Annotated in this window: 22 protein-coding genes and 1 tRNA gene; 12 read left to right on the top strand and 11 right to left on the bottom strand. The window is 64.6% G+C overall.

Features of this window, described 5'->3' with window-relative positions; genetic code table 11:
• The first annotated feature begins 95 nt into the window (after window positions 1-95).
• From rho to LZ536_RS07905, 8 genes are all read left to right on the top strand, one after another.
• On the top strand, window positions 96-1,352 hold the full coding sequence (rho, locus tag LZ536_RS07940) for a transcription termination factor Rho (protein ID WP_249847881.1): 1,257 nt from the start codon (window positions 96-98) through the stop codon (window positions 1,350-1,352).
• A 34-nt stretch (window positions 1,353-1,386) separates the two neighbouring features.
• The gene (locus LZ536_RS07935) at window positions 1,387-2,055 is read left to right on the top strand and encodes a YjbE family putative metal transport protein (RefSeq protein WP_249847880.1); all 669 of its coding nucleotides are present in this window, start codon (window positions 1,387-1,389) and stop codon (window positions 2,053-2,055) included.
• 67 nt (window positions 2,056-2,122) lie between these two features.
• Window positions 2,123-2,854, top strand: coding sequence for a YjbE family putative metal transport protein (locus LZ536_RS07930; RefSeq protein ID WP_249847879.1), 732 nt, complete (start codon window positions 2,123-2,125; stop codon window positions 2,852-2,854).
• Window positions 2,855-2,867: 13 nt separating this feature from the next.
• Window positions 2,868-4,157, top strand: a complete 1,290-nt coding sequence (gene mnmE / locus LZ536_RS07925) for a tRNA uridine-5-carboxymethylaminomethyl(34) synthesis GTPase MnmE (RefSeq protein WP_249847878.1) — start codon at window positions 2,868-2,870, stop codon at window positions 4,155-4,157.
• 95 nt (window positions 4,158-4,252) lie between these two features.
• A complete protein-coding gene (mnmG, locus tag LZ536_RS07920) occupies window positions 4,253-5,929 on the top strand; it encodes a tRNA uridine-5-carboxymethylaminomethyl(34) synthesis enzyme MnmG (RefSeq protein WP_249847877.1) in 1,677 nt (558 codons plus the stop codon).
• Window positions 5,926-6,546, top strand: coding sequence for a 16S rRNA (guanine(527)-N(7))-methyltransferase RsmG (rsmG, locus tag LZ536_RS07915; protein WP_249847876.1), 621 nt, complete (start codon window positions 5,926-5,928; stop codon window positions 6,544-6,546). Before mnmG ends, rsmG begins: the two co-directional genes overlap by 4 nt.
• The gene (locus LZ536_RS07910; protein ID WP_249847875.1) at window positions 6,543-7,334 is read left to right on the top strand and encodes a ParA family protein; all 792 of its coding nucleotides are present in this window, start codon (window positions 6,543-6,545) and stop codon (window positions 7,332-7,334) included. Before rsmG ends, LZ536_RS07910 begins: the two co-directional genes overlap by 4 nt.
• A complete protein-coding gene (locus LZ536_RS07905; RefSeq protein WP_249847874.1) occupies window positions 7,331-8,212 on the top strand; it encodes a ParB/RepB/Spo0J family partition protein in 882 nt (293 codons plus the stop codon). The genes LZ536_RS07910 and LZ536_RS07905 overlap by 4 nt, the downstream gene beginning before the upstream one ends.
• Here LZ536_RS07905 and holA read toward each other — a convergent pair.
• Genes holA through LZ536_RS07885 form a run of 4 tightly spaced genes read right to left on the bottom strand, consistent with a single transcriptional unit; the run spans window position 8,209 to window position 12,697 of the window.
• Window positions 8,209-9,228, bottom strand: a complete 1,020-nt coding sequence (gene holA, locus LZ536_RS07900; RefSeq protein WP_249847873.1) for a DNA polymerase III subunit delta — start codon at window positions 9,226-9,228, stop codon at window positions 8,209-8,211. The two genes, LZ536_RS07905 and holA, sit on opposite strands and share 4 nt — an antisense overlap.
• Window positions 9,225-9,722: an LPS assembly lipoprotein LptE gene (gene lptE / locus LZ536_RS07895; protein WP_249847871.1), complete on the bottom strand. Its 498-nt coding sequence runs from the start codon at window positions 9,720-9,722 to the stop codon at window positions 9,225-9,227. The genes holA and lptE overlap by 4 nt, the downstream gene beginning before the upstream one ends.
• Window positions 9,719-12,250 carry a leucine--tRNA ligase gene (leuS, locus tag LZ536_RS07890; RefSeq protein WP_249847869.1) on the bottom strand — a complete coding sequence of 844 codons (2,532 nt, stop codon included), beginning with the start codon at window positions 12,248-12,250 and terminating at the stop codon, window positions 9,719-9,721. Before leuS ends, lptE begins: the two co-directional genes overlap by 4 nt.
• A 12-nt stretch (window positions 12,251-12,262) precedes the next feature.
• Window positions 12,263-12,697, bottom strand: a complete 435-nt coding sequence (locus LZ536_RS07885) for a DUF3576 domain-containing protein (protein WP_249847867.1) — start codon at window positions 12,695-12,697, stop codon at window positions 12,263-12,265.
• A gap of 223 nt (window positions 12,698-12,920) precedes the next feature.
• On the opposite strand from LZ536_RS07885, the gene LZ536_RS07880 reads away from it, so the two are divergent.
• Together LZ536_RS07880 and LZ536_RS07875 are read left to right on the top strand one after the other, a co-directional pair.
• Window positions 12,921-13,646, top strand: a complete 726-nt coding sequence (locus LZ536_RS07880; protein ID WP_249847865.1) for a hypothetical protein — start codon at window positions 12,921-12,923, stop codon at window positions 13,644-13,646.
• Window positions 13,643-14,302 (top strand): YggS family pyridoxal phosphate-dependent enzyme, encoded by a 660-nt coding sequence (locus tag LZ536_RS07875; RefSeq protein ID WP_249848589.1) that lies wholly within the window; start codon window positions 13,643-13,645, stop codon window positions 14,300-14,302. Before LZ536_RS07880 ends, LZ536_RS07875 begins: the two co-directional genes overlap by 4 nt.
• On the opposite strand, the gene ribA is transcribed toward LZ536_RS07875, so the two are convergent.
• The 4 genes from ribA to LZ536_RS07855 all read right to left on the bottom strand — a co-directional run bounded on the left by ribA (window position 14,299) and on the right by LZ536_RS07855 (window position 19,399).
• Window positions 14,299-15,342: a GTP cyclohydrolase II gene (gene ribA / locus LZ536_RS07870; RefSeq protein WP_249847863.1), complete on the bottom strand. Its 1,044-nt coding sequence runs from the start codon at window positions 15,340-15,342 to the stop codon at window positions 14,299-14,301. The two genes, LZ536_RS07875 and ribA, sit on opposite strands and share 4 nt — an antisense overlap.
• On the bottom strand, window positions 15,339-16,130 hold the full coding sequence (locus LZ536_RS07865) for an exodeoxyribonuclease III (RefSeq protein WP_249847861.1): 792 nt from the start codon (window positions 16,128-16,130) through the stop codon (window positions 15,339-15,341). The genes ribA and LZ536_RS07865 overlap by 4 nt, the downstream gene beginning before the upstream one ends.
• A 206-nt stretch (window positions 16,131-16,336) precedes the next feature.
• Window positions 16,337-16,963, bottom strand: coding sequence for a LolA family protein (locus tag LZ536_RS07860; protein ID WP_249847860.1), 627 nt, complete (start codon window positions 16,961-16,963; stop codon window positions 16,337-16,339).
• Between the two features lie 102 nt (window positions 16,964-17,065).
• Entirely contained in the window at window positions 17,066-19,399 is a 2,334-nt protein-coding gene (locus LZ536_RS07855; RefSeq protein WP_431357920.1) for an FtsK/SpoIIIE family DNA translocase, read from the bottom strand.
• A 106-nt stretch (window positions 19,400-19,505) separates the two neighbouring features.
• Here LZ536_RS07855 and LZ536_RS07850 point away from each other — a divergent pair, with 106 nt between their 5' ends.
• Window positions 19,506-20,726: an FAD-dependent monooxygenase gene (locus LZ536_RS07850; protein WP_249847858.1), complete on the top strand. Its 1,221-nt coding sequence runs from the start codon at window positions 19,506-19,508 to the stop codon at window positions 20,724-20,726.
• Here the strand turns inward: LZ536_RS07850 and LZ536_RS07845 are convergent, their stop codons facing one another.
• Window positions 20,727-21,356 (bottom strand): LON peptidase substrate-binding domain-containing protein, encoded by a 630-nt coding sequence (locus LZ536_RS07845; RefSeq protein WP_249847856.1) that lies wholly within the window; start codon window positions 21,354-21,356, stop codon window positions 20,727-20,729. It abuts the gene before it with no gap.
• Entirely contained in the window at window positions 21,356-22,261 is a 906-nt protein-coding gene (locus LZ536_RS07840) for a tetratricopeptide repeat protein (RefSeq protein WP_249847854.1), read from the bottom strand. The genes LZ536_RS07845 and LZ536_RS07840 overlap by 1 nt, the downstream gene beginning before the upstream one ends.
• 158 nt (window positions 22,262-22,419) lie before the next feature.
• Here LZ536_RS07840 and LZ536_RS07835 point away from each other — a divergent pair.
• A tRNA-Gly gene (locus LZ536_RS07835) sits at window positions 22,420-22,494 on the top strand.
• A 27-nt stretch (window positions 22,495-22,521) separates the two neighbouring features.
• Here LZ536_RS07835 and LZ536_RS07830 read toward each other — a convergent pair.
• Window positions 22,522-22,938: a DUF6491 family protein gene (locus LZ536_RS07830; RefSeq protein WP_249847853.1), complete on the bottom strand. Its 417-nt coding sequence runs from the start codon at window positions 22,936-22,938 to the stop codon at window positions 22,522-22,524.
• Window positions 22,939-22,985: the final 47 nt, after the last annotated feature.

The raw sequence follows: 22,985 nt of genomic DNA, 5'->3' as shown, positions 1-22,985 counted from the left end.
CCCGTATTCCCCTTCGCCGGTGTGTCCCCATCCGATTTTCTGCGGCGTCCTGCCGCACGAACCAAATTTCCAATCGTACTCAAGCGAATAATCCTATGCATTTAAAAGACTTAAAGCAAAAAAGCCCCGCTGACCTGGTCGCCATGGCCGAGGAGATGGGCGTCGAAGGCGCATCGACGATGCGCAAGCAGGACCTCATGTTCTCCATCCTCAAGGTCCGCGCCGAAGCTGGCGCCGAGATCATGGGCATGGGCACGATCGAGGTGCTGAACGATGGCTTCGGCTTCTTGCGCAGCCCCGAGGCCAATTATCTGGCTGGCCCCGACGACATTTATGTCGCGCCGAGCCTCGTGCGCCGCTTCGGCCTACGCACCGGCGACACGGTCGAAGGCGAGATCCGCGGCCCCAAGGAGGGCGAGCGCTATTTCGCGCTGACCCGCGTGAGCTCGATCAACTTTGATGATCCCGAAACCGTCCGGCACCGGGTCAATTTCGACAATCTGACGCCGCTCTATCCGGACGAGAAGCTGAAGCTCGACACGCTCGACCCGACCATCAAGGACAAGTCGGCGCGCGTCATCGACATCGTCGCACCGCTCGGCAAGGGCCAGCGCGCGCTGATCGTCGCTCCGCCGCGCACCGGCAAGACGGTGCTGCTGCAGAACATTGCCAAGGCGATCACCGACAACAACCCGGAAGTCTTCCTCATCGTCCTGCTCATCGACGAGCGTCCCGAGGAGGTGACCGACATGCAGCGCTCGGTGAACGGCGAGGTGATTTCCTCGACCTTCGACGAGCCGGCTTCGCGCCACGTGCAGGTCGCCGAAATGGTGATCGAGAAGGCCAAGCGCCTGGTCGAGCACAAGAAGGATGTCGTCATCCTCCTGGACTCCATCACTCGCCTCGGTCGCGCCTACAACACGGTCGTGCCGAGTTCGGGCAAGGTTCTGACCGGCGGTGTTGACGCCAACGCCCTGCAACGGCCGAAGCGCTTCTTCGGCGCCGCCCGCAACATTGAGGAAGGCGGCTCGCTTTCCATCATCGCCACCGCACTCATCGACACCGGGTCCAAGATGGACGAGGTCATCTTCGAAGAGTTCAAGGGCACCGGTAACAGCGAAATAGTCCTCGACCGCAAGGTCAGCGACAAGCGCATTTTCCCGTCCCTGGATGTCGGCAAGTCCGGCACCCGCAAGGAAGAGCTGCTGGTCGAGCAGGGCACGCTTTCGAAGATGTGGGTCCTGCGCCGCATCCTGATGCAGATGGGCACGGTCGACGCGATGCAGTTCCTGCTCGACAAGATGAAGGACGCCAAGTCGAACGAAGACTTCTTCGCTTCGATGAACCAGTAATGGGCCGTTGAGGGCCTAGGAGCGTTCAAGGCCGATGCTCGCCAGCCTCAACTTCCAGGCGATTTTTACAGCCGGTGGAATGGCCAAGCTTGGCCAGATCATCATTGGCGACCTGACCATGGCCGGCGACAATGTCGTCATCATGGGCTCGCTGGCGTCCGGCCTGCCCGACCGCGAGCGCAAGAAGGTACTGCTGCTGGGCGTCGCCATGGCGCTCGTCTTCCTCATCACCTTCGCGGTGCTGGCAACCCAGTTGCTCAAGGTCACGGGGCTGGTCTTCGCGGGCGGGCTGCTACTTTTGTGGGTAGCGTACAACATCTTCCGAGAGCTGCATCCGCCAACGGATTCAGTGACCTACGACGATCCGGAGACGGAGGTAGTCGAGGGCCCGAGGGCGACCAAGACGTTCTTCCGGGCCGCGGTCCAGATCATGGTCGCGGACTTGTCGATGAGCCTCGACAATGTCTTGCTCGTCGCCTCGATCGCCCGCGAGAACCCGGCATTGCTGTTCATCGGGCTGACCTTTTCGGTCCTGTTCATGGGGATCGCCGCCAACTACGTCGCCAAGCTCATCCAGCGTTACCACTGGATCAACTACATCGGTCTTGCGGTCATTCTCTATGTCGCGGCCACGATGATTTACGAAGGCTGGGTCGGCGGCGAGCATGTGCTGGGGTTGAGGACCGCCCTCCACCTCGGCTAGCAAGGAACCAATGACCGCGCTGCTCGTCGGGCGCTGAACGAGATCGACGGAGCGCGAGGGGGATCACTTGCTCGACAACCTGCTTCTGGTCGTAGCCCATTCGGCAGGCCTCGGCAGTCCTGCCGAAATCTGGAACGCCATCGTCCACGATTTTTCCAATTTGGGAACGTTCGGGGCAGGCGCGCTGGCGGCGTTCGCCCAGGTCCTGATGATCGACCTGGTGCTGGCGGGCGACAATGCTATCGTCGTTGGCGCATTGGCGGCCGGGTTGCCGGCGGAGCAGCGCAAGAAGGTCATCCTGCTTGGCGTCGTTGCCGCGCTGGTCCTGCGCATCGGCTTCGCACTTGTCGTCAGCCAGTTGCTGCAGATCGTCGGCCTCATCCTTGCGGGCGGCCTGCTGCTGCTCTGGGTCGCATGGCGCATGTACCGCGAGATCCGTGACGACAACGAGAGCCCGGGATCCCCCGAGGTCGAGGGCGACGAAGACAGCGGTATCTCCGCTTCCAAGTCCTTCGCCTCGGCCGCCTGGGCCGTTGCCATTGCCGACGTCAGCATGAGCCTGGACAACGTCCTCGCTGTCGCCGGCGCAGCCCGAGAGCATCCCGGCATCCTGATTGTCGGTCTCATTTTGTCGGTGGCGCTGATGGGTGTCGCCGCCAATGTCATCGCCAAATACATCGAGCGCTACCGGTGGATCGCTTATCTCGGCCTCGTCGTCATCCTGTGGGTGGCGTTGAAGATGATCTGGGACGGCTATCACAATGTCGCGCCGGTGCTGGGCTTCCCGACGATAAGCTGACAAGAGGCCGCTTATGTTGAGCGGCGACACCATCTTTGCCTTGTCGAGCGGCCGACCGCCGGCGGCCGTGGCGATCATCCGCACCAGCGGACCGCAGGCGTTCGCGGCCTGTGAGGCAATCGCGGGGCGGTTGCCGGCTCCGCGACGGCCGGTGCTGAAGACATTACGTTCGCCGAAAAGCGGAGAAGAGATCGATCAGGCACTCGTCCTGAGGTTTGACGGGCCGAAGTCGGCTACTGGCGAGAATGTCGTTGAATATCAGTGTCATGGCAGCCGCGCCGTGGTCGACTCATTGCTTGGCGTCATGACGTCACTTCCCGGCATGCGGCAAGCCGAACCGGGCGAGTTCACGCGGCGGGCCTTCGCCAATGGCCGGATAGACCTGACGGAGGCTGAGGGCCTTGCTGATCTGCTCGAGGCCGAGACCGAGAGCCAGAGACGGGCGGCGCTGCTGATGGCCGAGGGCGGCCTTCGCAAGCAGATCGAAGCCTGGAGGCAGCGGCTGGTGGACCTGTCGGCCCGAGCCGAGGCGGCCATCGACTATGTTGGGGATGAGGACGAGACAGCGGCCGACGAGCATGTGCTCGGCCAGGAAGCGAAGGAGCTGGCGGCCGAATTGGCGCTGTGGCTGGCTCGACCGCGTGCTGAGCCATTACGGGAAGGCGTCAGGGTCGTCGTGGCGGGCCCTCCTAATGCGGGAAAGTCCAGCCTGGTTAATGCCTTGGCGGAGGCCGAGAAAGCCATCGTCACGGATGTTGCCGGCACGACTCGCGACGTGATTGAGGTGCCGCTGGCTATTGACGGTATTCCGATAGTCCTTGTCGACACCGCCGGCTTACGGGAGAGCAGGGATGCGGTTGAGGCCATCGGCGTTGATCGCGCCCAGGGCCAATTGCAATGCGCGGACCTGATTCTATGGCTGGGAGAACCGGCATCCGCACCGGACCTGCCACGGGTCATCCGGGTGCACGCGCGAGCCGACGATCCGGGTAGGGGCGATGGGCCCGAAGGGTCGCTCCCTGTTTCAAGTGTCACCGGCAAAGGGTTGGCGGCCCTTGTTCAGGCGATCGTGGCGGCCGCCAGGGCGATATTGCCCGCCGAAGGAGAACTGGCCCTCAATCGACGCCAGTCGCAGGAGATCGAACTGGCCCGCGAAGGACTGGCAGGAGCCGGAGGCGCCGATCTGGTCATGTTGGCGGAAGGGTTGCGCTCGGCTCGTTCGGCCTTCGATCGGCTCGGTGGGCGTTCTGGCGTGGAAGATGTCCTCGATGCCTTGTTCGGACGTTTCTGCCTGGGTAAGTGATTGAATCTATTAGACGATGGCCGAATGTTTCACGTGAAACACCGGCCGGGACGCCAGCCGTTTCGCTGCAAGGTGCTTTCGGCTAAGGCGACGCAATGTTCGACGTTATCGTCATTGGCGGCGGCCACGCCGGTTGCGAAGCTGCTGCTGCAGCGGCGCGCCGTGGCGCGAGTGTTGGATTGGTAACCTTCCGCGCCGAAGACATTGGCCAGATGAGCTGCAATCCGTCGATCGGCGGTGTGGGCAAGGGTCATCTAGTCCGGGAGCTTGACGTCTTTGACGGGCTGATGGCCCGCGCGGCGGATCGCGCCGCAATCCACCGGCGCATGCTCAATCGCAGCAAGGGTCCCGCCGTTTGGGGGCCGCGTGTCCAGGCCGACCGGATGCTGTATCGCAAGGGCGTCGTTGAACTGCTTGGAGAGTCCGGCGTCGAAGTTCTGGTCGGCGAGGCGACCGAGCTAGCCGTCCGGGGCGGCCACGTGGAGGGTGTCGTCGTCGATGGGGACACGATCGCGGCGGCCGCGGTGGTCATTGCCACTGGGACCTTTCTAGATGGGGCGCTCTTTTGCGGGATGGAACGCGTTGCGGGAGGCCGCACCGGGGAAAAGCCATCTGTCGCGCTTGCGTCGCAGCTCCGGGAGTGGGGTGTCGCGCAAGGACGGCTGAAGACGGGGACGCCGCCACGCCTTGATGGCCGAACGATCGACTGGGCACGGCTGCAGCCACAACCGAGCGACGGCGACGATTGGTCGATGTCCGTTATCGTGCCACAAGTCCGGCCTCCGGAACTGGCCTGCGCCATTGCGCGCACAAATGACGCTACGCACGACGTCATTCGTGACAATTTCCATCGCTCTCCGCTGTTTGCGGGCGCGATCGAGGGGCGGGGACCCCGTTACTGCCCCTCGATTGAGGACAAGATCCGCCGCTTTGGCGACCGGGAGGGTCATCAGATCTTCCTGGAACCGGAAGGGCTGGACACTCATGTGGTTTATCCGAACGGGATCAGCACCTCATTGCCTGCGGATGTTCAGCTAGGTTTTCTGCGGACTATCGAGGGTTTGGAAAGGGCCGAGATCGTCCGTCCCGGTTATGCGGTCGAGTATGAATATGCCGATGCGCGGAAGTTGGGTTCGACGTTGGAACACCAAGCCGTCGAAGGCCTTTTCCTGGCTGGCCAGATCAATGGCACCACCGGCTACGAGGAAGCGGCGGCGCAAGGGCTCGCCGCCGGACTCAATGCAGCGGCGCACGCGCTTGGCCTGGAGGAAGTCCGGTTCGACCGACGCAGCTCTTACATTGGTGTGATGATAGACGACCTCACTTTGCAGGGGGTGAACGAGCCGTATCGGATGATGACTGCGCGTGCAGAATATCGCCTCTACCTGCGCGCGGACAACGCGACTAGCAGACTGGGGCCTCAGGCACTCGCGGCTGGCTGTGTGACGAGCCGGCGATGTGACCAGATCGAAGCGCATCTGGATCTGCGTGAGACGCCGGCATGGGGCGAAACTGAGGAGGGGCAGGCAGACACCCTTTATTCCCCCTATTTTGAACGGCAACGGCGCGAGTGGACGGCGGTGCAGCGCGATCTTTCGGTGCTCTTGGACACGGACTTTGATTTCGGCGTCGTACCGGGCCTGTCGAACGAGGCGGTCGAGCGACTCACGTCCGCGCGTCCCGAGAACCTCGACCAGGCATCGCGAATCGCTGGGATTACGCCGGCTGCGCTTGCCGCGCTTCACGTCGCCGCCGCGCGTCGGGCGGCATGATCGAGTTGATAGAAGCGGCTGTCGGCCGCGATGTTCCACGTGAAACACTCGACCTGCTAAAACGCTACGTGGCCCTCCTGCTAGAGGAAAACGAGCGCCAAAACCTTATCTCAAAGTCCACAACCGAAGAGATATGGGAGCGCCACATCGCCGACGGCGCCCAACTCGTCCGCTTCGCGCCACGACCCGACTCAAGTTGGCTGGACATTGGTTCAGGGGCGGGTCTTCCTGGGTTGGTGATCGCGATACTGACAGAGGGTCCGGTGACTCTGGTGGAACCCCGCAAGCTACGCGCGGAATTCCTGCAGCGTACGACGGAGGCTTTGGGTCTTGGTGGGCGCGTTACAGTCCGCGTCGCGAAAGCAGAACGAATCACGGGCAAGTTCGATGTCATCACTGCCCGGGCGGTCGCCTCACTCGAGGTTTTGCTCAGCATATCCCGCCATCTGTCCACAGATAAAACGCTGTGGCTGTTCCCAAAGGGGAAAAGCGCGCAGTTGGAACTGGAGGAAGCGAAGCGGTCATGGCAGGGTAGCTTCCAGCTCGTTCCGAGTGTGACGAGCGACGAGGCCGCCATCTTGGTTGCCTCGCAAGTCCGGCGAAAGGGACGGGGATGATCCGAATTGTGGTCGCCAACCAGAAGGGCGGAGTGGGAAAAACCACGACCGCCATCAATCTGGCGACGGCCCTGGCCGCGATCGGCTGGAAGGTGTTGTTGGTCGATCTCGACCCGCAGGGCAATGCCTCGACCGGGCTTGGAGTCGGCCAGTCGGCGCGAGTTCGCAGCAGCTACGACTTGCTGATCGGTCGCGCCAGCGTCAGCGAGGCAGCAGTGGCGACACGCGTACCGCGACTGGATCTCGTGCCGGCGACAGTCGACCTGTCGGGGGCCGAGATCGAGCTTGTCGACCTCGAGAACCGCACGCATCGGCTCGAACATGCGCTCAACGAAGCGATTCCGGGTCGGTGGGACGTCTGCCTGATCGATTGCCCGCCTTCGCTCGGCTTGCTGACCCTCAATGCCATGGTCGCCGCCCAGCAATTACTGGTGCCGCTCCAGACCGAATTCTTCGCTCTGGAAGGACTTTCCCAGCTTTTACAAACAGTTGAGCGCGTACGAGTGGCGTTCAATCCGGGCCTGTCGATTCTCGGCGTCGTCCTCACCATGTTCGATCGTCGCAACCGGTTGTCGAGCCAGGTGGCGGAAGATGTCCGCGCCTGCCTGGGGAATGCGGTGTTCGAAACGATCGTCCCCCGCAACGTCCGGCTGTCAGAGGCGCCCAGTCACGGCCTGCCGGCTCTGATCTACGATCTCAAATGCCCTGGCTCGGAGGCTTATATCGGCCTGGCTCGGGAGGTCATGGCGAAGCTGAACCGGCTGCGCGCCGAACCGGTGGCTGCATGAGCGAGCAGAAGAAGGGACTGGGCAGGGGCCTTAGCGCGTTGCTCGGGGATGCGCCGCGGCCTGCCGAGGACGCACAAGGGCGCCGTGACAGCGTCCGCGAAGTCGATATTGCCCAGATCAGGCCAAACCCGGCCCAGCCTCGCCAGCATTTTGACGAGGAATCGCTGGCCGAATTGGCCGAATCGATCCGCCAGCATGGCGTGCTGCAGCCGATCCTTCTGCGCCCCGTCGAGGGCGGTTACGAGCTGATCGCCGGCGAGCGGCGCTGGCGGGCGTCGCAGCGGGCGCAGCTGCACACGATTCCTGCCTTGGTCCGCGAGCATGACGATAGTTCGAGCGCCGAGCTGGCGCTGATCGAGAATGTCCAGCGCGCGGACCTTAATGCGATCGAAGAGGCTGAGGGCTACCAGACCCTCATCGGCCGCTTCGGTCATACCCAGGACAATGTCGCCAAGCTGGTCGGCAAGTCTCGCAGCCACGTCGCCAACTTGTTGAGATTATTGGGTTTACCTGATTCTGTCCGACAAATGCTGATGCGAGGCGATATCAGTATGGGGCATGCGCGGGCGGTTTTGACTGCCGAAGAGCCAGAAGCTCTCGCTGCGGAAATCGCTGATAAGGGCCTCAGCGTTCGCCAGGCCGAAGAGCTTGCCAAGCTGGTCAAGCCCGGTGCGGGCTATGACATCGCAAGAGCGTCGGCCCGCAATGCGCGCACCGTCGACACCGACCTCGCGGCACTTGAGCGCCAGTTGAGTGACATGCTGGGACTCAAAGTCCAGGTGAAGCATGGCGGCAAGGGTGGAACGGTCAATTTGACCTACTCGAGCCTCGATCAGCTCGACATGATCTGCCAGCGCCTCAGCGGCGAACCGATCTAACCGCGCCGCTGGGCAGCGCGGGCGATGGTCACGAGCTCTTCTTCAAGCGCAGCCACAGGTGGTTCGTCGGAAAAGAAGATTGCCTTTTCCAGCGCCGAGCTGCGTTCGAGCATCGCCGCCAGCCGCTCCGACGTCCAACCGGACAGGAGCCGCTGCATCAGAGCTTTATCCTTCCAGAACAGTGCCTTGCCCATCGACGTCATGACGGCATCAACGCCCTTGCCCTGGTCAATCTGGGCACGAAGACCGGTCAACTGGATTAGCCGTCGCTGGAGCGCCCGGATAACGGGAATCGCCTCACTGTTGCTGAGTGCGACGCGGTCCAGTTCCTCGAACAACTTGTTTGCCTGACCCGCGAGGGCCAAATCGCCCAGCCGCATCATGTCGCCTTCACCAGACTCCGCGCCAAGCAGGTCGACCACCTCACGGGTGAGTTCCTTTGGGCGATCGGCCGAGGCGCCCAGATAGAGGGCGAACTTCGCCAGCTCGTGCGCGACGATCGACTGGTTGGCGTCACAGGCAGCTGCGACGGCCGAAGCGACCGAGGGATCCATCTGTAGGCCCTCGCCTCGGCCAAGCTCGATCACCATGCGGTCGGCGTCGCGGCCTTCAAGGGCATAAGAAGCATAAGAGAGCGCAGCGCCATGGGATTCGGCCAGTCTCACCAGCGCCGACGTCTTTCGCAACGCTCCGCCGATAGCGACCACCAGGCTTTCCACTGCGGGAGCCTCCAGCAGCCCCTCGACCGCCTCGACAATATCATCGCCGGCGGGATCGACCCAGATCAGCCGCGCGCCGCCGAACAACGAGATGGCACCGGCTTCCGCGGCTAAAAGGGCGGGGTCGGCTTTCACGGCTGCGCCGGTCAGAGCCAGTTTCTCCGCATCCAGTGCCTTCAGGAGCTTGTTCGCCAGTCCGCGCGATCCCGAATCGTCGGGTCCATAGAGGAGGTAGAAGCGGATTGAGCGGTCGGGCTGTTCGACCGAGCGGGTTATGGATCCGCGCTGCGCCTTCACCGCGCGCCGTGGGTCCGTGTGACGTAGAGGCCGAGGCGGCCGACCATCTGGTCGGAAACCACTTCGGAAAGCCGCTCGAGCGCTGTCTGCTCGGCGGCGACGGTCGCATATTGCGACGAAACGACATCGATACCGGCGTCCGACCCGGCGGTCGCGTCGAGCACGACTCCGCCCGTCGACAAATCCACCAGGCGATATCGCGCCCGCAACGTCCGGCGCTCGCGGGTGGCGGCGCTGTCGCCGCGGATACCGTAACCGGTGATATTGTCGTCGAGCTCAACCTCAAGGCGGTAGGTGGCCGCGCCTCTCCCCGGCTCGCCGAGCCGTTGGACGAGGGCCTTGTGCACCAGCCACCCCGCCTTGCCGGGGATTGGTTGCACCTGGATCGAGCGCAGCGACGTCGCGGCGACGCCAGACTCGCCGCCTGCGTACATCGGCCTCAGGCCGCACGCCGAAAGGGTGAGAGCGCAGGCGAGGAGCAGGAACCGCATCATGCGACGATATTCACTAGCCGGTCGGGAACCACAATCACCTTGCGCGGAGCCTTGCCGCCGAGCTGCGCCTGCACCTTCGGCGAAGCGAGCGCCAGCGCCTCAGCTTCCTCCCTGGGGAGGCCGCGGGCGGCCGGAATCGTGTCGCGGAGCTTGCCGTTGACTTGCACGGCCAAGGTCACAGTCTCGTCGATCAGAAGGCTCGGGTCGTGCTTCGGCCAATCGGCGTCGGCAATCATGCCTTGCTCGCCGAGCGCGACCCAAGCCTCTTCGGCCAAGTGCGGGGCCATGGGCGCGGCCAGCAGGACCAAAGTCCGGATCGCCCCGTCGCGGCTTGCCGAGGGCTTGGCGCGCTCAATGGCGTTGGTCAGTTCGTAGAGAGCCGCAACCGCCTTGTTGAACTGCAGGCCTTCGATCGCGGCGCCGGCGGCGGCGACGGCGCGATGGACCTTGCGATCGAGTTCCTCATCCTCGCCGGATGCGCCGGATGCGCCGGAAACGCTCTGCACCAGCCGCCAGACGCGCTGGGTGAAGCGCGCCGCGCCTTCGATGCCGCTTTCCGACCATTCGAGGTCGCGCTCGGGGGGTGAGTCGGAGAGCATGAACCAGCGCACTGCGTCGGCGCCGTAGCGGTCGACGATCGGCTCCGGGTCGATGGTGTTCTTCTTCGACTTCGACATCTTTTCGACGCGGCCGCGCTGGACCGACGAATGGGTTGCGCGCTCGAGCAGGCTTCCGCCCTCGCCGGCCTCGACCTCGTCGGGGGACAACCAGCGGCCGTCCTGCGACTTGTACGTCTCGTGGGTCACCATTCCCTGGGTGAAAAGGCCCTTGAACGGCTCGGCGAAACCGACCTTCCCCATGTGTTCCAGGGCGCGGGTCCAGAAACGGGCGTAGAGCAAGTGCAGGATCGCATGCTCGACGCCGCCGATATATTGCGCGACCGGCAGCCATTGCTCGGCCTCGCGGCGGTCGAACGGCTTGTCGGCGGGCTGGCTGGCGAAGCGCAGGAAGTACCAGCTCGAATCGACAAAGGTGTCGAGCGTGTCGGTCTCGCGCCGGGCCGCGCCACCGCACTTCGGGCAGTTGGCCTTGTTCCAGGTCGGATGCCGGTCGAGCGGATTGCCCGGAACGTCGAAGGTCACGTCTTCGGGGAGGACAACCGGCAATTGGTCGCGCGGGACGCCGACCGGGCCGCACTTGTCGCAATGGATCACGGGGATCGGTGTGCCCCAGTAGCGCTGCCGTGAAACGCCCCAGTCTCGCAGGCGATACTGGGTGGTGCCCTTGCCCCAGCCGGCCTCCTCCGCGCGGCGGATGACAGCGGTCATCGCCTCGGCGGTACTGAGTCCGTCGAGGAAACGCGAGTTGACGGCGACGCCATGCTCGGTCTCGGCCTCAGTGACCGGCGTGAAGCCGTCCTGGGTCGGAGCGGCGACGACGCGGCGGATCGGCAGGTCATATTTGACCGCGAATTCGAAGTCGCGCGCGTCGTGGGCGGGGACGCCGTAAAGCGCGCCCGCGCCATATTCCATGAGGACGAAGTTGGCGATCCAGACCGGAAGGCGCCATTCGGGATCGAACGGGTGGACGACCTCCAGCCCGGTATCGAAGCCGAGTTTTTCAGCGGTTTCGATATCGGCTTCGCTGGTGCCGCCGGCCGCGCATTTGGCGATAAATTCGGCGACTTTCGGATCCTGTGCGGCGAGGGCTTCGGCGATCGGATGGCCCGGCGACAGGGCGACAAAGCTCGCGCCGAAAATGGTGTCCGGGCGGGTCGTGAAGACCTCGACGTCGCAGGCTCCGCCGGGCGGGGTGCCGACGAAGCGGAAGCAGAATTGCAAGCCTCGGCTCTTGCCGATCCAGTTTTCCTGCATCAACCGTACCTTGTCTGGCCATTGGTCGAGGGATTCGAGCCCTTCGAGCAAATCGTCGGCGAAGTCGGTGATTTTCAGGAACCACTGGCTGAGTTTGCGGCGCTCGACGGGAGCTCCGGACCGCCAGCCCTTGCCGTCGATCACCTGCTCGTTGGCGAGCACGGTCATGTCGACTGGGTCCCAATTGACCTCGCTTTCCTTGCGGGTGACGAGGCCGGCCCCCATCAGGTCGAGGAACAGCGCCTGCTCGTGGCCGTAATAATCAGGCTCGCAGGTGGCGAGCTCACGGTCCCAGTCGAGCGCGAAGCCGAGGCGCTTCAGCTGCGCCCGCATGGTGGCGATGTTGGCCCGCGTCCAGCCGCCCGGATGGACGCCCTTTTCCATTGCCGCATTTTCGGCCGGCATGCCGAACGCGTCCCAACCCATCGGGTGGAGCACTTCGAAGCCTTGCATCCGGCGATAGCGGGCGAGGACATCGCCCATTGTGTAGTTACGAACATGCCCCATGTGGATGCGCCCCGAGGGATAGGGGAACATCTCGAGGACGTAGGTCTTGGGCTTCGGCGACGCGCTGTCGGCGGAAAAGCTCTTCGCTTCCTCCCAGCGCTTCTGCCAGCGCGGGTCGGCAGCCGCCGGATCAAAGCGGTCGGTCATGTCCCGATAGCTCTACCCGGCGACGGTGGTGCGGCGAAGGTCGCGGGCGCGGGTGAGGATGATGTCCTCAAGCTTCTGGACGGTGGCGGCGGCCACCGGCGCATCGACCCAAACGCCCGACTGGTTGACCTGCCGCGAAGCGGCGACGCGAAGGGCATCGGCGCGCAGGTCCTGGTCGAGGATGGTGACGGTCAGCTTGATGCGCTCGCCCGGCGACTTGGGGTTGGAATACCAGTCGGTGATGATGATGCCGGTGTTGGCATCGGCCTGCAGGAGTGGGGCGAACGAGACGGTATCGACGGCCGCGCGCCACAGATAGGCGTTCACGCCAATCGAGGTCATGCGCGAAGGAGCCAGATTGACCGGCGCTTCCTTGTTACGCGAACAGGCCGAGGCGCTCAGCGCAACAGCAAGGACAGCCACGGTAGTGATCGGCAGGCGGAGCATAGGGTTTCCCGTCCAAGGCAAGAATTGAGGCCGTTATAGGCACTCACCCAAGGCCCGCAAGCGCTGTCTCGTACCTGAACGGCACCTCGTTTCGGGGGCATCACTGTTCAGCCGTGGGACAGGGTTGTGCTCTTATCGCAACAGGCATCGGGGGAATCCTGATGGACCCTTGGAACCAAAGCGGGTGAATCGCTATATCCTTCGTGCGAAGGAGTGTGAGTCGGTGTTGAAGTGGGGCAAGAACAGCGGAACGGTCGCTGCAGCGTTTGCTGCGGGCGCCCTGCTGCTCGTCCCCGCCATCGCCATGGCCAAACCTGAGGCGAAGAAGCGCCCGCCTGCGGTCGCGATTTCTTTCGACCGGGTGACCAGTTTCACGCCAGCCACTGCAGATCCTCGCCTTGCCGCGGAATTCGGTAATCGGCCGGCAGTCGCCGACTTCAAATTCACGCCTGCAGCGCCGAAGAACCGGCCGTCGCAGGTCCGGGTTGCGATCCGAGCCCGGGGTGCCGATGCCGCCGCGGGCCGCAATGCCGATCTCGCCTCCGCCTCCGCCAATTCGGCGATCGGAGCATTGGCTCCATCAACCTATAACCTCGGCGTCGCTGTCGGCTGGCGCCGCTTTGCCGTAACCGGCGATGTCGCCAAGACCAGCGGCACCAACCTGGCGCTGGGCGGGCGTGAAACCGCAGTGGTCGGCGTCAATTACTCGCTTAACCGCTTTACCGGCCGCCTCGCCGCAACCGCAGAGCGCAGTGACGGCACCCAGGCCCCGGTTATCGGCCGCGAGCGCGGCTATGCCCTCGATGTCGGCGGTGCGTACAACCTGACCCGCAGCATCGCGGTCACCGGCGGCGTTCGCTACAAGATCGAGCAGGACCGCGTCTCCGCCACCCGCGACGAGCGCCGCGACAGCCAGGCGGTCTACGTCGGGACCGCTTTCAAGTTCTGACGCTCGATTCCGCTTCCAGATTAGCTGAAATTCGCAACGGCATTGCCGAGGCATGCAAGGTCGCGCGCCGTAAAGCGGAAGACGTGACACTGATTGCGGTGACCAAGGGCCGGAGCGCAGACCAGATCGAGCCGCTGCTGAAGGCGGGTCAACGCGATTTCGGCGAGAGCCGCGTGCAGGAAGCCAGAGCCAAATGGCACGCGCTGCGCCTTCGCTATCCGGATGTCCTGCTGCACATGATCGGCCAGCTGCAGTCGAACAAGGCGGACGAGGCGGTGGCCCTGTTCGACGTCATCCACTCGCTCGACCGTCCGTCCTTGCTGGCGGCCCTGGTCAAGGCTGGCGAGAAGGCGGGTCGATTCCCGCCGGTGTACGTACAAGTGAACATCGGTGCCGAAGACCAGAAGGGCGGTGTCGCCGTCGCTGAACTCGGGCCGTTCCTCGATGAGGTCTGCGCCTCGCCGCTGCCGCTGGCCGGGCTCATGTGCATCCCGCCCGACGAGCAGCAGCCGGATCCCTATTTCGCCTTGCTTGCGGAACTGGCGCGGCGTCATGACGTCACCGGGCTCAGCATGGGGATGAGCAGCGATTACAAAGTGGCGGTTAGCTTGGGCGCGACGGCGGTCAGAGTCGGGAGTGCGCTTTTCGAAGCCTAATCGAGATGGCCGCTCTTGGCCTTCTTGGTAGCGATGTAATCGGCATTGTGGGGGTTGGTCGGCATATGATGCGCGACGCGCTCGACGACGTGGACCCCCGCCGCTTCAAGCCCCGCGACCTTGTTTGGATTGTTGGTCAGCAGCCGGGCACTATCCACACCCAGCGCCCTCAACATCGCCGCCGCCACGCCATAGCCGCGCTCGTCGTCGGCGAATCCAAGGCGCAAATTGGCCTCGATCGTGTCGAGCCCGCGGTCCTGGAGTGCGTAGGCACGCAATTTGTTGGCCAAGCCGATGCCGCGGCCTTCCTGGCGAAGATAGAGCAACACCCCGCCACCTGCAGCGCCGATCAGCCGCAGCGCTTCCTTCAGTTGCGGCCCGCAGTCGCATTTCAGGGAGCCGAAGACGTCGCCGGTCAGGCATTCGCTGTGGAGGCGGACCAACGGCGGGCGACCGCCGAAGGCTCCAACGACGAGCGCCACATGTTCCTCGCCGGTTCCGGTGTCGCGGAAGGCGACGATTTGCGTGCCCTCCAGTCCCTCGACCGGGAGCTTCGCCCGGGTGACGAGCTGTACCTGAGGGGCATGAACGGCGGCCATGATTGCCTCCACGCCTACCTTCGCTTCCGCTTCGACCCCCACCAGCCACGCCGCCGGCAATACGCCGGCAAGCCGCAGCAGAGTCAGTATGGCTTCGGCCTCGCCCGGACAGCGTACCGCTTCGGCGCCCAGCGGTCCGATCGGGCCGCGGTCGAAGTCGCGGGAAGGGTCCGCCAGCGAGCGCGCCGTTTCGCGGTCGAGCCATGGCGCACGATGAACCTGCACCGCGTGCTTGAGATCGCCGACCTCACGCAAATTGCCGAGACCCAGGGCCGCCGCGCGTTCACCCGATAACAGCAGGGGTGCCTTGGCTTGCGGGTCTAGCAGGTCGAGTATCGCGCCAGTGGCGGTCTCGACGGAGAGGATGGTTGCCGAGCCGACCGCGACCGGGCGGCCGGCCCGAAGGGCGGCAACGGCGCGCTCGACCGGGCTGGCCGTCAAACGGCGAGCTCCACGATCAGCGGCACATGGTCGGAAGGCCGCTCCCAATTGCGGCACGGCTCGAGGACGCGATGGGCGACCGCCAGCGACGCCACCTCAGGGCTGCACCACATATGGTCGAGGCGCCGGCCACGGTCGTTCTTCGTCCAGTCGGGCGAACGGTAGCTCCACCAGGTGAAATTGCGCGCCGGCGCCGGAATATGCGCGCGGCCGATGTCGACCCAGTCATGGGCCTGCTGCAGCCTGGTGAGGGCATCGACCTCGATCGGCGTGTGGCTGACGACGTCGAGCAAAGCCTTGTGGCTCCAGACGTCGCATTGCAGCGGAGCGACATTGAAGTCGCCGACGATCAAAGTCGGCTCAGCCAACTTTTCCGACCAGCGCGTCATGCGCTCGATGAAGTCGAGCTTCTGACCGAATTTCGGGTTGACCGTGCGGTCGGGAATATCCCCCCCGGCCGGAACGTAGACATTTTCCAGCCGGATGCCGCAGTCGAGGCGGGCGCCGACATGGCGGGCCTCGCCATTGTCCTGCCAGTCGTGCCGGCCTTCGTCGTGCAGCGGCAGTTTCGACAATATGGCGACGCCATGATGCATGCGCTGGCCGGTCAGCTTCTGGTGGACGTAACCCATCTGGCGGAACAGGTCGGACGGGAATGACTTGTCCTCGGCCTTTGTCTCCTGGAGGCAGAGGATGTCCGGCGCCTCCTCGTGCAGTAGCCGCTCGACGATGCCGATGCGCGCGCGGACGGAATTGACGTTCCAGGAGGCGATCTTGAGGTTGGTCACGCGAGTCCGCTTAGCCGAATGTTCCTAAATGCCAAAAGGCCCCCGCTCCGGGGGCATTGGAGCGAGGGCCGACCAAGCGTTCGTCACGCAAGGCGATTGCTGCTGCCCGGGTAACAGGGGGAAACCCCGGCTAAGTGCAGCAATCCAGGCCGCTTTACGCGCGCGATGCTGACCGCATGATGAACAGTTTTACTTTGCTACGTATTTTAACGTTTCGCCTTCTTGGCGGGCTCGGCGTAGCTGAAGGCGCTTTCAGCCACCGCAACGTTGTAACGCTGGCCGTCCAGCTTGACCGTCGTGCGCTTGTTCTGCGCGTCGATCGCCGTCCAACCTTCAAGGCGCAGGCCGGCCGGGGCACCGGGGGTCTTCACAAAAGCGAGTATCATCGTCCCGAATTCCGGCCGCCGCGAATCGCGGGCGCGGACCAGCAGGATACGGCTGTCGGCGCTCGGTAGGACGCGGGCGATACGGTCGAGATCGGGATTGCCCGACAGCAGAACGCTGAGTGGTGATTTGGCGATCGCCCAGCTCGACTTCTGGCCGACGTCATAGTCGATAAACGTTAGGGTCTTGCCGTTGGCGACAAGCAACATGTTGGCGCCGCGGCCATATTCGAAGCGGATCCGGCCCGGGCGCTTCAACTGCATGGTGCCGGCCAACTGGTGGTTCTTGCTGTCCGTCTGGACGAAGTTGGCGGTCATCGACTGGGCGGCCGCAAGATGCTGTTCGACCTGCGCCAACTCGCCCGCCGACGCTGCAATCGCGGGGCCGGCCAGCATGGCGATGGCGGCGGCGGGCGCCAGCGCGCGGGCAAGAAGGGTCGGAAAAGCCATGGTCACAAACTCCTGGAAAATTTTGCCGCCGGTGGTGGCGTTTCGCCATTGAATGCGGACTGAACCCGTGGGTTCCCGTTCGTTCAGGGTTCAAAACGGCCGTTAGAGGGGGTGACCGTCGGTGTCGATCAGCACTTCGCGGCGGCCGACATGGTCCGGCTGGCCGACCAAACCGTCCTTCTCCATCCGTTCGATGAGGCGGGCCGCGCTGTTGTATCCGACGCGCAGCTGCCGCTGCAGGTAGGAGGTCGAGGCCTTCTGGCTCTCGGCGACGATCTGGATCGCCTTGCGGTAGAGCTGGGTCTCCGGATCGTCATCGCCGGTCGGCTGGCCGTCGAACAGATAGCCGCCGTCTTCGGGCTCCTCGGTGACGGCCTGGATATAGTCGGGCACGCCCTGCCGCCGCCAATGCTCGGCGACGTGACGGACTTCCTCGTCGGACACGAAGGGGCCGTGCACACGGACGATCTGCTTGCCGCCCGGCATGTAGAGCATGTCGCCCTTGCCCAGCAGCTGTTCGGCGCCCTGCTCGCCGAGGATGGTGCGCGAATCGATCTTGCTGGTGACCTGGAAACTGATGCGGGTCGGCAGATTGGCCTTGATGACGCCGGTGATGACATCGACCGACGGCCGCTGCGTCGCCATGATCAAGTGGATGCCGGCGGCGCGCGCCTTCTGCGCCAGACGCTGGATTAGGAACTCGACCTCCTTGCCCGCCGTCATCATCAGGTCCGCGAGCTCGTCGACGATGACGACGATCTGCGGCAGCACCTCATACTCCAGCTCTTCGGTCTCATAAACCGGCTGGCCGGTGTCGGCATTGTAGCCGGTCTGCACCCGCCTCCCGAGCTGCGCGCCCTTGGCCTTGGCGTCACGGACCTTGGCGTTGAAGCTGGCGAGCTGTCGGACACCGAGGCTCGCCATCATGCGATAGCGCTCCTCCATCTGCTCGACCGTCCACTTGAGCGCGCGAATCGCCTTGCCTGGCTCGGTAACGACCGGGGAGAGCAGATGCGGAATGTCGTCGTAGATGCTGAGCTCCAGCATCTTCGGGTCGATCATGATCATCCGGCACTCGTCCGGGCTCATCCGGTAGAGCAACGACAGGATCATGCAGTTGAGGCCGACCGACTTGCCGGACCCCGTAGTGCCGGCAACGAGAAGGTGCGGCATAGGTGCAAGGTCGGCGATGACCGGGTCGCCGGAGATGTTCTTGCCGAGGATGAGCGGCAAGGACATCGCCTGGTCCTCGAACGCCTGGCTGCCGATGAGTTCCGACAGGCTGACGGATTCGCGTTTGGGATTCGGCAATTCGATGCCGATGACGCTGCGGCCCGGGATCGTCGCCACGCGCGCCGACAAGGCCGACATGTTGCGGGCAATGTCGTCGGCCAACTGGATGACGCGGCTGGCCTTGATGCCGCTCGCCGGCTCCAGTTCGTACATGGTCACGACCGGCCCGGGGCGGACCTCGACGATGTCGCCGCGGACATGGAAGTCCTCAAGCACGCTTTCAAGCAGGCGAGCGTTGCGCTCCAGCCCGGCGCGGTCAACCTGGGTTTTGCCATGCGGCGGTGGGGCGTTGAGCAGGTCAAGCGAGGGCAGGACGTAGTCGTCGCCCAAAGCGAGGCTCGCCTGATGAGGGCTCCGCTTGCGGCCGTCGGCCTTGCGCTGGGTTGCGGGCGCGACGGCCTTGGCGGGCTCGGCGACGGCGACGGCGGGCCGCGAGCGCGGCGGGGCCGCAGGCATATCGCGCGCCTCGCGCTCTTCGACGGTACGGCGCGGCGGCCGGACGATCCGGTCGGGATCGCGCTTGAACAATCCGCCGACCCAGCCCTTCTCTTCCTCGCGCAGGCCGAGGGCGAACCAGGTGATGATCAGGCCGCCAAGCGCCAGCACCGCCATCAGCGCCATGCGCAATGGCCCGGCGATATTGCGGTCGCCGATCAGGTTTACGCCTGCGTCGATCCCGTGCGCCCCGGCAAATCCCAAAGCGCCGCCCCATCCCGCCGGAAGTCCCGACACGGCCGTGTCGCGAACCATCGATAGAGCGACTCCAACCAGGAAGATGCCGATCCCGGTGAACAACAAAGAGCGGCCAAGCCGCCCGGCGCCATCGCCGCGCATCATCCTCAAACCCGCGAGCGCCAGGACCGGCAGGAATAATCCCGACGCCGGCCCAAACAGGATCAGCAGGAGGTCGCTCGCATAGGCCCCTGGCGTGCCGACCCAATTGACCGGCGGTCCGCCAGCCGCGGTCGAAAAGCTTGGATCGACGCTGTGGTGGGTGGCCAAAGCTACGGCGAGGGCCAGGCTGACTGCCAACAGCAGCGTGCCGATCGTCCGTACTGCAAACATGCGAACGGAATCGCGGAGCTTTTCCCTCCAGTCGGGCCCCAGGTCCCGCTTGCGGGCCCGCTCGGCAGCGGTCGCCATTGTCTTCCCCCGGTAAGTCTTTGACGCACAATGCGCTCTCGTGGACTCACCGGTCAAGCGAGAGTGCACTCGCCCCGTCGCTGATTAGCCGCTAAGCGCGGCAACCATGACACGGTCGGACGTCATCATTCTCGGCGGCGGATTGATCGGCCTCGCATTGGCCGCGGCGCTGGATTCCAGCGGCCTTTCCTGCACCGTGATCGATCCTGTCGACCCGGAAGCCTGGAAGGACGCCAAGTTCGACGGCCGCACCAGCGCCGTATCCTCTTCCTCCCGGCGGATGCTCGATACGATCGGCGTCGGGGCGCGCTTCCCGCAACCAGGCTGTCCAATCCGCACCATCCGCGTCGCCGATGGGCTCAAGCCGGGCCATCTCGCTTTCGAAGCACCCGAGGACGACGATGAGCCTTTGGGCTTCATGCATGAGAACCGGCATTTGCGAGAGGCGTTGCGGGCTCGCGCGGAGGAAGGCGCCAAGATCGACCTCCGGTGGAAATCGCGCGCCGCCCACATCGATCGCGGCGAACATGGCGTCATGGTTCGATTGCAGGGCGGTGGCGAAATACGCGCGCCCTTGCTGGCCGTGGCCGAAGGCCGCAACTCCCCGAGTCGGGAGGAGGCCGGCATTCGCATTGCCCGCTGGCAATATGACCATGCGGCGATCGTATCCGTGCTCCGTCACGAACAGCCGCACGAGCATATCGCCTGGGAAATCTTTTATCCCACGGGTCCGTTCGCCTTGCTGCCGATGACGGACGACGAGGGCGGCCACCGCTCTGCCATCGTCTGGTCGGTGCAGAAGGAGGATGCCGCCGGATTCCTCGCACTCAGCGACGAGCAGTTCGCAGCCGAGGCGCAGGCGGCGATGGGTGGCTTTCTCGGCAAGATCGAGCTGCTGGCGCCGCGGCAATCCTATCCGTTGGGCTTCCACCATGCCGCGCGCATCACCGATCGGCGAATGGCGCTGGTCGGCGATTCCGCCCACGCTATCCATCCGATCGCAGGGCAAGGTCTGAACCTCGGTTTCCGCGACGCCGCCGCTTTGGCGCAGGTCCTGGTCGAAGGTGCGCGGCTCGGCCTCGATCTTGGCGACCGCCAGCTGATGGACCGCTACCAGCGCTGGCGCAGCCTCGACACGTTGATGGTGGCCGCCGCCACCGATGGCCTCACCCGTATCTACGGAGTTCCCGGCAAGCTGCCTTCGGCCGTCCGCCGGTTCGGAATGGCAGTCACGGGTCGCATCAAACCGCTTCGGGAACGTCTAATGAGCGAAGCGCGCGGCACCAGCGGCGACTTGCCGCTGCTTCTGCGCGGCCTGCCTATCTGATTATTGCAGGGTCTGTCCCATGTCGGCGCCGCCCGGGGCGAGGCGCTGGAACTGCATCAATTGGACGACCAGATCGGCCCGTCCCGCGAGGCTGACTTCCTCCAGCAGCGCCTGCTTGGCTCCGGTGTCGAACGGCGCGACCTGGGCAATGGCGTTGACCAGCATTTCGTCATCTAGGCGGCTGACCGCTTCCCAATCGACCGCCAGGCCAAGGGCGTCGCCGAACTTGCGGGCCTCCCGTTCAACTTCCGCGCGTTGAATACTAGCGAGCGCCGGCGGTTCGTCATCGTCGAAGGCGGCGAGATCGACATCGGCCTGGCGGTAAACCGTCGGCACGTCCGCTTCAGCGATCAGCCGAAACCGGTTCGAGCCCAGCAGCATGATGTTGTAACGGCCGTCCTCGAGTTCTTCGACGCCGACCAGTTCGCCGACGCAGCCGACCTTGTAGAGCGGCGGCCGCTCGCTCTCGTCCAGCGGCTGGATCATGGCGATGCGTCCGCTACCGGCCAACGCGTCTTCAACCATGGAGCGATAGCGATCCTCAAAGATGTGCAACGGCAATTGCGCGCGCGGAAACAGGATCGCCCCGGCCAGCGGGAAGATCGGCACCCGCGCTGGTTTCGCGCCCATCACGTGAACAGCACCGCAGATAGCCGCCGCCTTTGCGCCCGGCCCCAGGGATCCTCCAGCCCAGCCGCCTCGAGCAACTGCAGGAAGCGGGTGCGGGCCGCACCTTCGTTCCATTCCTTGTCGCGGCCGATGATTTCCAGGAGGTCGTCAACTGCACCGTCCCGGTCGCCGGAAGCCATTTTCGCATTGGCGATGGCGAAGCGGGCTTCGTGGTCGTCAGGATTGGCGGCGAGCCTCGCTTCCTCCACGGATACGTCGGCTACCGGCGCCGCCGCGACTTCCAGCGCTGCTCGCGCCCGGGCGACGGCAGGGTGCTTGGCGATCTCTGCATCGAGCGAATCGAGCAGGGCCCGCGCTTCGTCCGTCTTCCCGGCCCCAACCAGCGCGCGACCCAGGCCGCCGGCCACCTCCGGATCTTCGGGCGCCATGTCGCGTATCTGGGCAAAGATGCTGGCGGCACGGTCAGCATCGCCCTCGGACAGCACTTGTTCGCCCATTTCCAACAACGGCTCGATCTGGGCTTTTAGTTCCTGCGCCTCGCCCTGAACCGGCAATTGACCGAGCAGTTGGTCGAGCGCGCTCTTGATCTGCCCTTCGCTACGGTAATTGGTCAGGTCGGCGACCGGCTGGCCCTGGAAGAGAGCGTAGACGGTCGGGATCGACTGGATGCGGAACTGGGCCGCGACCATCTTCTCCTGGTCGACGTCAATCCGGCGCAGAGCGACACCCTTGTCGGCATAATCGGTGGCGACCTTGTCGAGGATGGGCGAGAGTTGCTTGCACGGCCCGCACCATTCGGCGGTGAACTGCAGGACTACGAGCTGCGTCATCGACGGATTGATGACGTCGCGTTCAAACCGGGCGATTGCCTCCCGTTCCGCTTCACTGATGCCGAGGGTCGCCACGCTTCAATTACTCCGCCTGATCAGCTTGCCGGCATATGGGCGAGCGGGCCTTGCACGGCAAGGCATCAGGCCCTACTTGCGCGGCGTCGGCGGGCCATGCTAGGCGCGCCGCCTCACCCGGCTGCCGGTCATTCGATTCCGGCGGTCCAGCGCACAGAGCGGGCGTAGCTCAGGGGTAGAGCACAACCTTGCCAAGGTTGGGGTCGAGGGTTCGAATCCCTTCGCCCGCTCCAGCGACTAGTCCTCCGGATTGAACCAGTTCAGCGCTTGTCACGGGGCGGTGTTGCCCGCTCGACGGCGACTTCGGCCGGCGTCAGCTTGTGCATGTGGTAGAGCGGGCAATAGGCCGCGCCGACGGCGTCGGGCACATACAGCTCGGCATCGTACCCATTGCAGATGAAGGTACCGGTGCGCGAGCGCAGCGCGACCCGGTTCTCCCAGACGATACGGTCGGCGCAGTAAGGCTGCGTGTCGAATTGATAATAGTCGCGGCTGTTGGTGTTGACGATCACCGTATCTCCCGGGCCGCGGCGATAGCCGGTGACGTTCGGCGCGTAGAAGCATTGGCGCCCGCCGGCGGCTGCCGCATTCGCGGCGCTGGCAGGCTCGGCATAGGTGTTGCAGGCGGCAAGCCCGATGACGGTAGCCGCGAGCGCGGCAGGAACGACGAGGCGCATACTCCCTCTCCTTCGAGAGACCCTGTTCACCCGGCGCAACGCTTCAG

The organism is Sphingomonas alba (assembly GCF_023516555.1).
Taxonomy (GTDB): Bacteria; Pseudomonadota; Alphaproteobacteria; order Sphingomonadales; family Sphingomonadaceae; genus Sphingomicrobium; species Sphingomicrobium album.
The sequence above is the reverse complement of the archived record's forward strand: the minus strand, read 5'-3'. Positions and strand labels throughout refer to the sequence as shown.